Here is a 13,132-nt window from a genome sequence, read left to right as displayed (position 1 = left end):
CCTCGATTTGCGGGATCTCCTCGAAAAACGGTCAGCGCGGCAGGTGCAGCCCCTGAGCGACGGCCTGCATGACGAGCCCCTGCACCTCATGCCAGCGGTCGACGACCTGGATGTAACCGACCCGGATGACGTGGTACCCCATCGTGGTGAGGAGCGCGTCGTGCGCGATGTCTTCTGCCCGCTGCTGCCCGACGTGATGCGCGCCGTCGATCTGCAGGACGAGCCTGTCACCGATGAGGAAATCCACCCTGTGGCGGCGATCCACGCCTGCGGCACGATCGGCAGCCGCATCCACCGGAGACGGATGAGCACGAACGTCTCGAGCCCGGAGTCGCTGAAAGGCGTTGCAACCCAGGCGATTTCCCGCGCGGTGCCGGTGAGGGGGAGTCGACGAAGCTGATGGAGGTCGACCATTCCCGCTTTTATCGCCGACTCCCATGTCGCCAGGGCACGTTCGTAGGGTTGGCACCCGGCGACCAGCGCGAGCATGTTCTCCGGCGCATCCGTGAGCGCGCCGGGGATGCGGGGGACCAGCGGCTCCGCCCAGTGCACATGTGCTCCTTTGGCGGTCACAGCGCCGGAATGCCGGGGCGCCGCGACATGGTGATCGTCGCTGTTGCGCAGCACCCACAGCCCCGCCCGCGCTGCCAGCGTCACGCACGTGAGGACGACTCCCGCGCGCGCCGCGGCGATCAGATCCGGATCGGCGTAGGGGAGCGCGACCCACCCGCCGCGGGGCCGCATGAGAAGGCCTGCGGCGATGTCCTGCCTGATGCGGTGTTCGCTCGCACCGGCGCGGCGAAGGTCGCAGGTCCGCACCACGCCGCCGTGTGCGGCCACCCATCCGAGGACATCCATCCTGGGATCCTCACCCCGGTGGGGATGCCGCGAGGGAGCCGGGGGTGCACCGGTGCATAACGTCACTCCCGCGCACCCTGGGGAGGAGAACTGGCCGACTCGGGAATCGAGGAGATCGCAGAAATCGAGGGGCGGATGCGGCAACCTCGCCCTCGATACGCGAGATCTCCTCGAATTCCGCCCGCTCCGCCGGTCGGCCAAATCCGGGCGCGATGGGGGGAATGCGGGAGCCGCGGCCGGCGTTGTTCGACCGCGTCCAGGAATCCGATACGGTTGACGCCGTTCCCACCTTCGTTCAAAGGTTTTGCCATGCCCTTCCGTACCTCGCGCCGGGTCGTCCCGGCCGCAGCCCTCAGCCTCCTCGGCGCGCTCGTGCTCAGCTCGTGCGCCCCCGCGGGACAAGAAGCCGGCGACGAGGTGGTGTGGGCCATCGAGGGCGCGAACCTGTCCGCCGGGCACATGGATCCGCAGACCAGCCAGCTCGACGTCTCGGCGATGGTCCAGCGCACGGTGCTCGACTCCCTCGTCCATCAGGAAGCGGACGGCACGTTCTCTCCCTGGCTCGCGGAGGAGTGGGAAATCGAGGACGACGGCGCCGCGTATGTCTTCACGCTGCGCGATGACGTGACCTTCCACGACGGCGAAGCGTTTGATGCTGCGGCCGTCAAGGCGAACTTCGACCGCATCGCCGACCCGGAGACCGCGTCGGCGCAGGCGGCGAGCATGCTCGGTGGCGAGTTCTACGCCGGCACGGAGGTGGTGGACGACCACACGGTCCGCGTGAGCTTCACCCAGCCGTATGCGCCGTTCCTGCAGGCGGCGAGCACGGCTCTGCTCGGCTTCTATTCGCCGGCCGTGCTGGAGGAATCCGCCGACCAGTTGAAGGCCGGCGGCCCGGGTATCACGGTGGGTACCGGACCTTTCGAACTGACCGAATACACCCCCGACCAAGAGATCGTCTACACGCGCAATGACGATTACGCGTGGGGGCCGGATGGTGGCGGCGCCGCGCAGTTCGAGACCTTGCGGGTGGAGATCCTCCCCGAGGCCGCCGTGCGAGCGGGCGTGGTGGAAAGCGGGGAAGCGGATCTGGCGACCGACATTCCGCCGAACCTCGCCGTGGAGCTGCCGGACACCGTCACCATCGACTCGATCGCGTACCCGGGGCTGCCCTACTCCCTGTATCTCAACGAGAAGTATGGTGTCTTCGCCGATGAGCGGGTGCGCCAGGCGTTCGCCCGCGCCATCGACGTCGACACCGCCGTCACCGAGATCTTCCACGGCCAGTTCCCTCGGGCCTGGAGCATCCTCGGTCCCACCACCCCCGCCTATGACCCCTCGCTGGAGGGCACGTGGGAGTTCGATCCCGAGGTGGCCGGCGAGCTTCTGGATGAGGCGGGGTGGACCGAGCGCGATGCTGACGGCTACCGCGTCAAGGACGGCGTGCGGCTCTCCGCGCGGTGGATCGCGTGGACGCCCGTGCCCGACGATCGCGTCGCGCTGGCCAACGCCATCCAGTCGGATCTGAGGGCCGTGGGTTTCGAAGTCGTTCGTGAGGTGCTGGAGCCGGGCGCTTACAACGAGCAGTACGGGCCGAAGACCTTCGATCTGACGGACTGGGGATTCTCCGGGGTGGACCCCGATCTGCTGCGGAGTCACCTGCACACTGACGGCTTCCAGAACGCCTCCCAGGTGAGCGATCCTGCCGTGGATGCCCTGCTCGAAGAGGGCGTGGCCGCCACCGACCAGGATGCGCGCACCGCGATCTACGCGCAGCTCCAGCAGTGGAATGCGCAGCACGTCGCGATCGTGCCGCTGTACAGCCCGTCGTTCATCACCGCCGTCGGCGAGACGGTGTCGGGGCTCACCTTCGACCTGTACGGTCGCCCGCTGTTCTCCGACGTCACCGTCGGCTGAGGCGCGTCCCCGGTTTCCCATCCGGCGGGGAGGGCAGGATGACCAGCGGTACCCGCACGCGCGAATGGGTCGCGCGCCTGGGCGGCCTCGTGGTGTCCGTCCTGGTGGTGCTGTGGGGGGCCGCGACACTCGCCTTCGTGGTCTTCCGGCTCATCCCGGGCGACCCCGTCGAGGTGATGCTCGGCCCCCAGGCTCAGGTGAGCGACGCCGTGAAGGACTCCATCCGTGCCGAGCTGGGACTCGACCGCCCGCCCCTCGAGCAGTACGTCGCGTACCTCGGCGCACTGCTGCGCGGTGACCTCGGCGAGTCGTATCAGCTGCGGATGCCGGTGGCCGACGTCATCGGACGTCAACTCGGACCGACGTTGCAGCTGACGGCCACCGCGCTCGTGCTGGCCACCATCCTCGCCCTCTCGGCCGTGCTCCTCGCGCGAGGGCGCACCGCGCGAGGAGTGGTCGCGGCGGTCGAACTCGTGATCCTGTCGTCCCCGGTCTTCTGGATCGGGTTGCTCCTGCTGAGCGTGTTCGCCTTCGGACTGGGATGGTTCCCGGTGTCCGGCTCGCGGAACCCGGCGACCATCGTCCTCCCGGCGGTGACGCTGGCGCTGCCGGTGGCGGCCCTTCTGGGTCAGGTGCTGCGCGACGGTGTCGAGGCCGCCGAACGCCAGCCCTTCGCTGTCACGGTGCGGGCGCGGGGTGCGGGGCCCACGTGGCTGACGCTGCGCCACACGTTGCGCCACGGCGCGACGGGCGCCGTCACGCTCGCGGCCTACTTCGTGGGGTCGCTGCTGGGCGGGGCCGTGCTCGTGGAGACCGTGTTCGCCCGTCCGGGACTCGGCCGGGTCACCCTGGCCGCGATCAGCGACCGTGACCTCCCGGTGATCACCGGAATCATCCTGCTGAGCGCGCTGGTGTTCGTGGTCGTCACCTCGATCGTCGAAGTGCTCTACCCGCTGTTGGATCCTCGGCTGCGCGATGCCCGCACGGCCGCCGCGCGCGCCCGGAGGGTGTCGTGACCGCTGGTGGGCGCGTGCTGGTGGGCGCGGCCATCACGGTCCTGAGCCTGGTGGCACTGGCGGCGGTCGCGCCGCAGCTGCTGGCGACCCAGGACCCGCTGCAGACCGACGTCACCCAGGCGCTGCTCCCGCCTGGCGCGGAGCACGTGTTCGGCACCGACCAGAGCGGGCGGGATGTGTATTCACGTGTGGTCTACGGGGCGTCACGCTCGGTGGGGATCGGTCTGCTCGCGACGGGGCTGGCGCTGATCGTCGGTCTGGTGGTCGGCTCGCTCTCCGGGGTCGCCCCGCGACTGGTGGATGCGGCGGCCATGCGTGCGACGGACGTGTTGCTGGCCTTCCCCGAGTTCCTCATCGCGCTCGTCGTGGTCGCCGTCCTCGGCCCGGGCGCCGTCAACGTGGCGATCGCCGTCACGGTCGCCGCGGTCCCCGTGTACGTGCGACTCGCACGCGCCCAGACGCGCAGCCTGCGAACAGCGGAGCACGTCGAGGCGGCGCGGATCCTCGGTGTGCCGGCACCCGCCGCCTTCGTCCGCCATGTGGCCCCCGGTGTCCTCGGGTCGCTCAGCGTGCTGGCGACCATCGGGATCGGCTCCAGCATCCTCGCCGCCGCCGGCTTGAGCTTCCTGGGACTCGGCCCCACCGAACCCACCCCCGAGTGGGGGCTGATGCTGTCGGGCGGGCGTAACGTCCTCGGCCAGGCATGGTGGGTGGCCGTCTTCCCGGGAGCCGCCATCACGCTCACCGTCGTGGCGGCCACCGTCCTCGGCCGTGCGGTGCGAGCCCGCGCAGACGGACGGGCGACATGACCGGTCTGCGTGTGCGGGGCCTGCGGGTGTCGTTCGGAGCGAGCGTGGTCGTCGACGGACTGGACTTCGCCGTCTCGCCGGGGGAGTGTCTCGCCATCGTGGGAGAGTCCGGCGCCGGCAAATCACTCGCCGCGCGGTCTCTGCTGGGACTGTCGCCCAGCGGCGCCCTGGTCCACGCGGACGAGCTCATGGTGGACGGGATCGACGCGCGTGGCATGGGCGACCGCGGATGGCGGCGGCTTCGGGGGGCGCGCATCGCACTGGTCTCGCAGGACGCGTTGGTCTCTCTCGACCCGCTTCGGCGGATCGGTGCGGAGGTGGAGGAGCCGCTCCGGCTGCATGAGCCGAGGATGCCCCGCGCCGAGCGTCGCGCGCGCACTCTGGCACTCCTCGCCGACGTCGCCCTGCGTGATCCGGAGCGTCGGGTGCGTCAGTATGCCCATGAACTGTCCGGCGGCCAGCGTCAGCGGGCGCTCATCGCGTCCGCGCTCGCGGCGAGCCCGGCGATCCTGGTCGCCGACGAGCCCACCACCGCGCTCGACGCCACGGTGCAGGCGCGCGTCCTGGATCTCCTCCGCCGGATCGCCGACACCGGCGTCGCGGTCGTGCTCATCAGCCATGACCTCGCTGCGGTGCGCCGCGTCGCCGATCGCATCGCCGTCATGCGGGACGGTCGCTTCCTCGAGACCGGAGCGGCCGATGCCGTGCTCGGTGATCCTCAGCACCCGTACACCCGTGCTCTTGTCGCGGCGGCCCGCCACGACCCGCGTCCCGTATCGATGCCAGGCGGGACGGTCGCGCTGAGCGCTCGTCACCTGTCGAAGGCCTTCGACCGCCCCGCGGTGCGGGATGTCTCCCTCGACGTGGCAGCGGGACGCACCGTCGCCGTGGTGGGCGAATCGGGGTCGGGCAAGACCACTCTCGCCCGCATGATCGTCGGGGCATCACGGCCGGACGCCGGCGAGGTGCGCATCGGGGGACTGGAGTGGGGCAGCGGGCACGACACGCAGCTGCGACGGCGGATCCAGTTCGTGCAGCAGAACGCGCTCGGGGCCTTCGACCCCCGCTGGCGCATCGGCAGATCTCTCCGCGAAGCCCTCGCCGCCGGCGGGATGGCGCGGTCCGAGCGCGCCGCTGCCGTAACGGCGCTCCTGCGCGAGGTCGATCTGGATCCCGCGCTCGCGCGTCGCCGTCCGGCGCAGCTGTCCGGCGGCCAACGGCAGCGCGCCGCGATCGCGCGCGCCCTCGCCCCCGCGCCCGACATCCTCGTGCTGGACGAGCCGGTGTCCGCCCTCGACCCGACCGTGCGCGAGCGGGTGCTCGCCCTGCTTGAGCGGCTGCAGCGCGAGCGGGGCCTCACCATGATCTTCATTTCGCACGACCTCGACGTGGTCGCATCGGTCGCCGACGACGTCATCGTGATGCAGGACGGCGCCGTGGTCGAGTCGGGGCCGACAGCGGCGGTGTTCGCCGACCCGCAGCATCCCTTCACGCGGGAACTGCTCGCCGCACGGTAGCGGGCGGGCGGGTACAATCGATGCAAGAGCACCGATCCGGCCATCACCGGGGAGCTCTCGGAAGAACAGGACGCCAGTCCCCAGTAGAACCGAGCGGGTCAGGCCCGTCACAGCCGCAGTGAAAGAGGGCGGATGCGCGAAGCATCCGTCACGCGGGGTGGTACCGCGGCCGAAAGGGTCGTCCTCGCAGGGAGAAGACGACCTGCTGGAGTGACATGACCTACCCGAAGTCCGCGTTCGGACCCGCCGCCGACCCTGTCGTGCCGAGTCCCCGGTTCCCCGCGATCGAAGAGGACACCCTCGCCTTCTGGGCCTCCGATGACACGTTCCGTGCGTCGATCGCTCAGCGCCAGGATGCTGAGGAGTGGGTGTTCTACGACGGGCCGCCCTTCGCCAACGGGCTCCCGCACTACGGCCACCTCCTCACCGGATACGCCAAGGACCTCTTCCCTCGCTTCCAGACCATGCGCGGGAAGAAGGTCGATCGCGTCTTCGGCTGGGACACGCACGGGCTGCCGGCCGAGCTCGAGGCGATGAAGCAGCTGGGCATTACGGAGAAGGACGACATCGAGCGGATGGGCGTTGCCACCTTCAACGCGAAGGCACGCTCGTCGGTGCTGGCGTACACCCGGGAGTGGGAGGAATACGTCACCCGGCAGGCGCGGTGGGTCGACTTCGAGCGGGGCTACAAGACGCTCGACCCCACCTACATGGAGTCGGTGCTGTGGGCGTTCAAGACTCTGCACGACAAGGGCCTCGCGTACGAGGGCTACCGCGTGCTGCCGTACTGCTGGCGGGACCAGACGCCGCTTTCCAGCCATGAGCTTCGGATGGACGACGACGTCTACAAGTCGCGCCAGGACCCGTCGGTGACCGTGACGTTCCCCCTCGTGGGCGCCAAGGCCGAAGTGCTCGGTCTCACCGGCGTGCGCGCCCTGGCGTGGACGACGACGCCGTGGACGCTGCCGACCAACCTCGCGCTGGCCGTGGGTCCCGGCATCCGCTATGTCGTGGTGCCGGGCGGGCCGGACGGCGCCGCCGATGTGCACCGCACGCCCGGGGGCGAAGCCGACGACGTGGTGGAGACCTCCGCGCACCGTTATCTCCTGGCCGCCGACCTCCTGGCCGGCTACGCCAAAGACCTCGGCTACTCCTCGGCGGAGGATGCCGCCGCCGCGGTGGAGCAGACCGTCGTCGGTTCCGAGCTGGAGGGCGTCGCGTACGACCGCCTCTTCGACTACTACGCCGACGCCGACACGTGGGGCACCGGGAACGCCTGGCAGATCCTCGTCGACGACTACGTCACGACTACCGACGGCACGGGCATCGTCCACCAGGCGCCGGCCTATGGCGAGGACGACAAGCGTCTCGCCGATGCGGCCGGAATCCCGACCATCCTCTCGCTCGATGACGGCGGGCGCTTCCTGCCGGCCGTGGCCGATGTTGCCGGGACGCGGTGGATGGACGCCAACACCCCCCTCATCCGCATGCTCCGCCAGAGCGGGCGGCTGGTCCGCGAGGCCAGCTACGAACACGCGTACCCGCACTGCTGGCGCTGCCGCAATCCTCTGATCTACAAGGCGGTCTCCAGCTGGTTCGTCCGTGTCACGGACATCAAGGACCGCCTGATCGAGAACAACGGGGACATCCGGTGGGTGCCGGAGAACGTCCAGCACGGTCAGTTCGGCAAGTGGCTCGAAGGCGCCCGCGACTGGTCGATCAGCCGCAACCGGTACTGGGGTTCGCCCATCCCGGTGTGGAAGAGCGACGACCCGGAGTACCCGCGCGTCGACGTGTACGGCTCGCTGGCCGACCTGGAGGTGGACTTCGGACGGCTTCCCCGCAACGAGAACGGTGACGTGGATCTGCACCGCCCGTTCATCGACGAACTCACCCGCCCGAACCCGGATGACCCGACCGGTCGCAGCTCGATGCGCCGCATCGACGACGTGCTCGACGTCTGGTTCGACTCCGGCTCGATGCCGTTCGCGCAGGTGCACTACCCGTTCGAGAATCACGAGTGGTTCCAGGAGCACGCGCCGGCCGACTTCATCGTGGAGTACATCGGGCAGACCCGCGGCTGGTTCTACGTGATGCACGTCCTGTCCACGGCGCTGTTCGACCGGCCGGCGTTCAAGGCGGTGTCCGCCCACGGCATCGTCCTCGGTAACGACGGACAGAAGATGTCGAAGTCGCTGCGGAACTACCCCGACGTCCGCGAGGTCTTCGACCGTGACGGATCGGACGCGATGCGCTGGTTCCTCATGTCCAGCTCCGTCCTCCGTGGGGGAAACCTCGTCGTCACCGAGGAGGGCATCCGCTCCGGCGTCCGTGAATTCCTGCTCCCGCTGTGGAACGCGTGGTACTTCTTCGCCACCTACGCCAACGCGGCGGGCGGACCGGCGACCGCTTCAGGGACCGCGACCGGCGGCTACGACGCCTCCTGGCGCACCGACTCGACGGATGTGCTGGACCGTTACATCCTCGCGCTGACGGGGCAGCTCGTCCGCGACGTGGCCGCCGACCTGGATGGATTGGACTCGACGACGGCGAGCGAGCGCCTCCGCGACTTCGGTGAGGTGCTGACCAACTGGTACATCCGGCGCTCTCGCGACCGGTTCTGGCTCGGTGTCCGGGACGAAGACCCGGCCTCCCGCGAAGCCTTCGACACCCTGTACACGGTTCTGGAAACGCTCACCCGGGTTGCCGCGCCGCTGCTCCCGCTCGTCGCGGAGCGGGTGTGGCAGGGGCTCACCGGTGGACGGAGCGTGCACCTGACCGATTGGCCGGATGCGGGCGCCTTCGACGCCGCGGAAGACATCCGCGCCGCCATGGACGCCGTGCGCGCGGTCTCGAGCGTCGCCAACGCCTTGCGCAAGAGGGAAGGCAAGCGCGTGCGGCTCCCGTTGCCACGGCTGACGGTCGTCATCGAGAACGCCGCAGCTCTGCAGCAGTTCGAGAACATCCTCGCCGACGAGCTCAACGTCAAGCGCATCGACCTCGTCGAACTCGAAGCCGGCACCCCGGCGGAGTACGGCATCACGCACCGGCTGAACGTCAACGCCCGGGCGGCCGGCCCGCGGGTGGGCAAGCTGGTGCAGCAGGCCATCCAGGGTGCCCGCTCCGGCGACTGGAGCGATGTGGACGGTGTCGTGACGGCGGGCGGTGTCGTGTTGCAGCCCGGCGAGTACGACCTTCACGTGGAGACGGCCGGGCGACCGGAGGGCGAGGCGCTCGCGGTTCTTCCGTCGGGCGGTCTGGTTCTCCTGGACACGACCACCAACGAGGCGCTCGAGGCCGAAGGTCTCGCCCGCGATGTGATCCGTGCGGTACAGGACACGCGAAAAGCTGCGGGGTTCGACGTCAGTGACCGTATCCGTCTCGTGCTGGCGTTCGAGAACGCCGACGATGCTGCCGCGGTCACGACCGCCTTCGACGTCGCCGACATCGCGGGGGAGACTCTTGCTCGCGAGGCGTGCGTCGTCGCCGACGGCGCTACCGTACTCGCCCGTAACACGCTGCGATCCACCCCCGACGCGGATGCCGAGCACACCGGCGAGTTCGCGCCCGGGGCATTCGCCAACGCCGGAGCGTTCCGCGTCGCGGTGACCCGGCTCGATGCAGAGGAGACACTGTGAACGATCGGGCGCGCGCCGACGCCGTGTACGCGGCGCTCCTGCAACGCCAGGGCGAGCAGTGGGTGCAGCCCCGCGTGGAACGAACCCGCCGCGTGCTGGAGCTGCTGGACGACCCGCAGCGCACGTACCGCGTCATCCACGTCACGGGGACGAACGGCAAGACCTCGACCAGTCGCATCATCGAAAGCCTCGTGCGTGCCCTGGGCCTTCGCACCGGGCTTTTCACGAGCCCGCATCTGGAACGGTTCACCGAGCGCATCATGATCGACGGCGAACCGGTGGCCGATGCTGCTATCGCCGACGCATGGGACGAGATCACGCCCTTCGTCGACCTCGTCGACGCCGAACTCGCGGCAGCCGGCGACGCGCCGCTGACATTCTTCGAGTTGCTGACGGTCCTCGCGTTCGTGGTCGCCGCGGACGCACCCGTCGACGTCCTGGTGCTCGAGGTGGGGATGGGCGGGTCCTGGGACTCCACCAACACCGCCGACGGCGACGTTGCGGTGTTCACCCCGGTCGATCTGGACCACACCGACCGGCTGGGCAGCACCCTCACCGAGATCGCGCGTGTGAAATCCGGCATCATCAAAGACGGCGCGGCCGTCGTCTCGGCGCAACAGGATTCCGCGGTCGCCGCCGTCCTCCGTGAGGCGGCCGCCTCCCGCGGCGCCACCATCGCCTTCGAAGGGCAGGACTTCGCCCTCGACGCGCAACGTCTTGCCGTCGGCGGCCAGCAGATCTCCGTCCGAGGCCTCGCCGGGACCTACGCGGACGAGTACCTTCCGCTGTACGGAGCGCACCAGGCCGCCAACGCCGCGCTGGCCGTCGCCGCCGTGGAATCTCTCATCGGCGGGGCCTCCCAGCCTCTGACCGACGAGGTGGTGGGCGACGGCCTCGGGCAGGTGACCTCCCCGGGTCGCCTCCAGCTGGTGGGTGCGCATCCCACGGTGCTCGTGGATGCCGCGCACAACCCCCACGGTGCCCGCGCGCTGGTGACAGCGTTGAGCGACTCCTTCGACGTGGACGAGTGGGGCGTGGTCCTGGGCGTTCTGGGGGACAAGGACGTCGCCGGCATCGTCGCTGCCCTCGCGCCCGCAGCGGCGCACGTCTTCGCGACCGCGCCGGATTCCGAGCGGGCCACCGACCCGGAGGTCCTCGCCGACCTGGCCGAGGCGGCAGGTCTCACCGTGACGGTTCATCCGAACGTGGAGGATGCGGCGGATGCGGCTCGGGAATGGGCCGCGGCCTCCGACCGCCGCGCTGTCGTCATCGCCGGTTCGGTCGTCCTGGCCGGCGAGGCGCTGCGCGTGTCGGAGATCGAGGGATGGAAAGACGGATGGCAGGCGTGAGTCCTCGGCAGCGACGGCCGCGCGGTGCCGCCGAATCACTCGGGGCCGTGGTGCTCGGGTTCGAGTCGATCGTGGTCTTTCTCGGCGGGCTCGTCGCCTATGGCCTGCGCGTCCTCCCGGCCGGTATCGAACCGTGGTGGGCGGTGGTGGCCGGCAGCGTCCTCGCCGTCCTCATGATGCTGACCGCCGGTCTCCTGCGCCACCGCTGGGCGATCGCCGTCGGATGGGCTCTTCAGGTCGTGCTGGCGCTGGGCAGCATCTGGTTGCCGGCGCTGGTGCTGGTGGCGCTCGTTTTCGGCGGGATGTGGGCGTATGCGACGATCAAGGGGGCTTCCCTCGATCGGCGCAACGCCGCCGCATCCCGGAATCCCGAACCCGCGAACGGAGAATGACAATGGCGACCGAAGAGACCCTGGTGCTGGTGAAGCCCGACGGTGTGGCTCGTGGGCTGACGGGCGCGATCCTCGCCCGGATCGAGGCGAAGGGGTATGCGCTCGTCGACATCCGGCTGGTGGAACCCGACCGCGCCCGGCTGGAGCAGCACTACGCCGAACATGAGGGCAAGCCTTTCTACGAGCCCCTGCTGGAGTTCATGATGTCGGGTCCGTCGGTGGCGATCCGCCTGGCGGGCAACCGGGTGATCGAGGGGTTCCGCTCCCTGGCCGGCACCACCGACCCCACCGCGGCCGCCCCGGGAACGATCCGTGGCGACTACGGGCGCGATTGGGGTGTGGCCGTCCAGCAGAACCTCGTGCACGGCAGCGACAGCCCCGAGTCCGCCGCGCGCGAACTGGCGATCTGGTTCGCCTGACTACTCGCGAACGTCGAAGATGACCGCGGCGGCCGCGCAACTCGCGCTCCCGGGGCAGCTCGCATAGTCCCAGTAGTTCGCGATGTGCGCGACCGCCCGGCCGGGCCCGATCGTGGGCGGCACGGTGATGCTCACCGTGAAGGAGCCGTCCGGCTCCGGGTCGACGGAGGCACGCGCGATCGGGATCCGCTCGCCTTCCGGCTGGATGCGGACGTCCCAGCGAGCTCCCTCGGGCAGCTCGCCGGGACAGGAGCGGGTGGTCTCCACCGTGACGATGCGTCCGGGGCGGGGATCGTCGGGTGTGACGGACAACTCCGGAACGCAGACGTTCGGGGCCGCCGGAGGTGCGCAACCCGCGAGCACGCCCGCAGCGCACCCGAGCAGCACGAGTGTCGCTGTCGCGCGGTGCCATCGGCCGGCCATGTCAGAGCGACTGTATCCAGTGCAACTGCACCTGCGCGATCGCCGCGATGGCGGCGTAGCTGAGGACGGCCAGCAGCGGCACCCATCCGGCGAGGGCACCCGCCGCGCGGCGGACCGCCGCCGACGTCGGCACGATCCCCGTGCGCAGGACGTGCAGGAGCACCGCGTAGAACGACGGGATGGTGACGATCCAGGTGACCATGCACCACGGGCAGAGGGTCGACAGCTCCAAGATGCTCTGCGCGATCAGCCAGAGGACGAACGCGAAGGCGCCCGTCATCCCGAGCGTGAAAAGCCACCAGAACCAGCGGGCGAAGCGAGCCCCTGCCAGCAACGCGACACCCACCACGATCGGCGCCATCCAGCCCGTGAGCCCGAGAAGCGGGTTCGGGAAACCGAAGACGCTGCCCTGCCACGAGTCGAGGTTCTTTCCGCACTGGATGAGAACGCTGAAGTCGCACGAGGCCGAGCTTCCGGGATTGGCCAGGAGATGCAGCCGCTCCAGCGTGAGCGAGAACGCGGCCCACCATCCGATCAGCCCGGCCAGGATCAGCCAGACGGCAAGCGCAGTCGGACGAGCGGGGGAGACCGTGTTGCTCATGGCTCGGATTATGGCATCGGCGGCTGGATGAAACGCCCGTTGCGCGGCGGCGAAGACGCGCCATTCGGAGCGGTGCCTGCACGAGGCCGCAGGAAGTGCGATAATAGGGGTCGATGCACCGCGGCCGCGCCGCAAACGCATCACGACCAGACTTCGGGCGATGGACGCCCTTCGCAGTATGTGCTTCGAGCCG

The 13,132-nt window shown here is 69.8% G+C and carries 11 protein-coding genes; 8 read left to right on the top strand and 3 right to left on the bottom strand.

Features of this window, described 5'->3' with window-relative positions:
* Positions 1-31: 31 nt before the first annotated feature.
* Entirely contained in the window at positions 32-265 is a 234-nt protein-coding gene (locus AC4FS2_RS06625; RefSeq protein WP_491176807.1) for a DUF559 domain-containing protein, read from the bottom strand.
* A gap of 902 nt (positions 266-1,167) precedes the next feature.
* Between AC4FS2_RS06625 and AC4FS2_RS06620 the strand changes: the two genes are divergently transcribed.
* From AC4FS2_RS06620 to ndk, 8 genes are all read left to right on the top strand, one after another.
* Complete coding sequence (locus AC4FS2_RS06620; protein WP_491152613.1) at positions 1,168-2,775, top strand: ABC transporter substrate-binding protein; 1,608 nt, start codon at positions 1,168-1,170, stop codon at positions 2,773-2,775.
* Between the two features lie 38 nt (positions 2,776-2,813).
* Positions 2,814-3,791, top strand: a complete 978-nt coding sequence (locus tag AC4FS2_RS06615) for an ABC transporter permease (RefSeq protein WP_491152615.1) — start codon at positions 2,814-2,816, stop codon at positions 3,789-3,791.
* Entirely contained in the window at positions 3,788-4,600 is an 813-nt protein-coding gene (locus tag AC4FS2_RS06610; RefSeq protein WP_491152616.1) for an ABC transporter permease, read from the top strand. The genes AC4FS2_RS06615 and AC4FS2_RS06610 overlap by 4 nt, the downstream gene beginning before the upstream one ends.
* Entirely contained in the window at positions 4,597-6,117 is a 1,521-nt protein-coding gene (locus AC4FS2_RS06605) for a dipeptide ABC transporter ATP-binding protein (RefSeq protein WP_491152618.1), read from the top strand. Before AC4FS2_RS06610 ends, AC4FS2_RS06605 begins: the two co-directional genes overlap by 4 nt.
* Before the next feature lie 215 nt (positions 6,118-6,332).
* Positions 6,333-9,755: an isoleucine--tRNA ligase gene (gene ileS, locus AC4FS2_RS06600; protein WP_491152619.1), complete on the top strand. Its 3,423-nt coding sequence runs from the start codon at positions 6,333-6,335 to the stop codon at positions 9,753-9,755.
* The gene (locus AC4FS2_RS06595) at positions 9,752-11,104 is read left to right on the top strand and encodes a bifunctional folylpolyglutamate synthase/dihydrofolate synthase (RefSeq protein ID WP_491152621.1); all 1,353 of its coding nucleotides are present in this window, start codon (positions 9,752-9,754) and stop codon (positions 11,102-11,104) included. The genes ileS and AC4FS2_RS06595 overlap by 4 nt, the downstream gene beginning before the upstream one ends.
* On the top strand, positions 11,092-11,496 hold the full coding sequence (locus tag AC4FS2_RS06590) for a DUF4233 domain-containing protein (RefSeq protein WP_491152623.1): 405 nt from the start codon (positions 11,092-11,094) through the stop codon (positions 11,494-11,496). Before AC4FS2_RS06595 ends, AC4FS2_RS06590 begins: the two co-directional genes overlap by 13 nt.
* Before the next feature lie 2 nt (positions 11,497-11,498).
* Positions 11,499-11,915, top strand: coding sequence for a nucleoside-diphosphate kinase (gene ndk, locus AC4FS2_RS06585; RefSeq protein WP_491152625.1), 417 nt, complete (start codon positions 11,499-11,501; stop codon positions 11,913-11,915).
* On the opposite strand, the gene AC4FS2_RS06580 is transcribed toward ndk, so the two are convergent.
* Together AC4FS2_RS06580 and AC4FS2_RS06575 are read right to left on the bottom strand one after the other, a co-directional pair.
* Entirely contained in the window at positions 11,916-12,338 is a 423-nt protein-coding gene (locus tag AC4FS2_RS06580) for a hypothetical protein (RefSeq protein WP_491152627.1), read from the bottom strand.
* 1 nt (position 12,339) lies between these two features.
* The gene (locus AC4FS2_RS06575; protein ID WP_491152630.1) at positions 12,340-12,939 is read right to left on the bottom strand and encodes a vitamin K epoxide reductase family protein; all 600 of its coding nucleotides are present in this window, start codon (positions 12,937-12,939) and stop codon (positions 12,340-12,342) included.
* Positions 12,940-13,132 lie beyond the last annotated feature (193 nt).

Source organism: Microbacterium sp. Z10_103, from assembly GCF_058310455.1.
This window is presented reverse-complemented; position numbering and strand designations above follow the sequence as displayed.

Bases quoted from the DNA above. Each gene is read 5' to 3' on its own strand.
- AC4FS2_RS06620 (WP_491152613.1), top strand. From the start codon at position 1,168: ATGCCCTTCCGTACCTCGCGCCGGGTCGTCCCGGCCGCAGCCCTCAGC.
- AC4FS2_RS06615 (WP_491152615.1), top strand. From the start codon at position 2,814: ATGACCAGCGGTACCCGCACGCGCGAATGGGTCGCGCGCCTGGGCGGC.
- AC4FS2_RS06605 (WP_491152618.1), top strand. From the start codon at position 4,597: ATGACCGGTCTGCGTGTGCGGGGCCTGCGGGTGTCGTTCGGAGCGAGC.
- ileS (WP_491152619.1), top strand. From the start codon at position 6,333: ATGACCTACCCGAAGTCCGCGTTCGGACCCGCCGCCGACCCTGTCGTG.
- AC4FS2_RS06590 (WP_491152623.1), top strand. From the start codon at position 11,092: ATGGCAGGCGTGAGTCCTCGGCAGCGACGGCCGCGCGGTGCCGCCGAA.
- ndk (WP_491152625.1), top strand. From the start codon at position 11,499: ATGGCGACCGAAGAGACCCTGGTGCTGGTGAAGCCCGACGGTGTGGCT.
- AC4FS2_RS06580 (WP_491152627.1), bottom strand. From the start codon at position 12,338: ATGGCCGGCCGATGGCACCGCGCGACAGCGACACTCGTGCTGCTCGGG.
- AC4FS2_RS06575 (WP_491152630.1), bottom strand. From the start codon at position 12,939: ATGAGCAACACGGTCTCCCCCGCTCGTCCGACTGCGCTTGCCGTCTGG.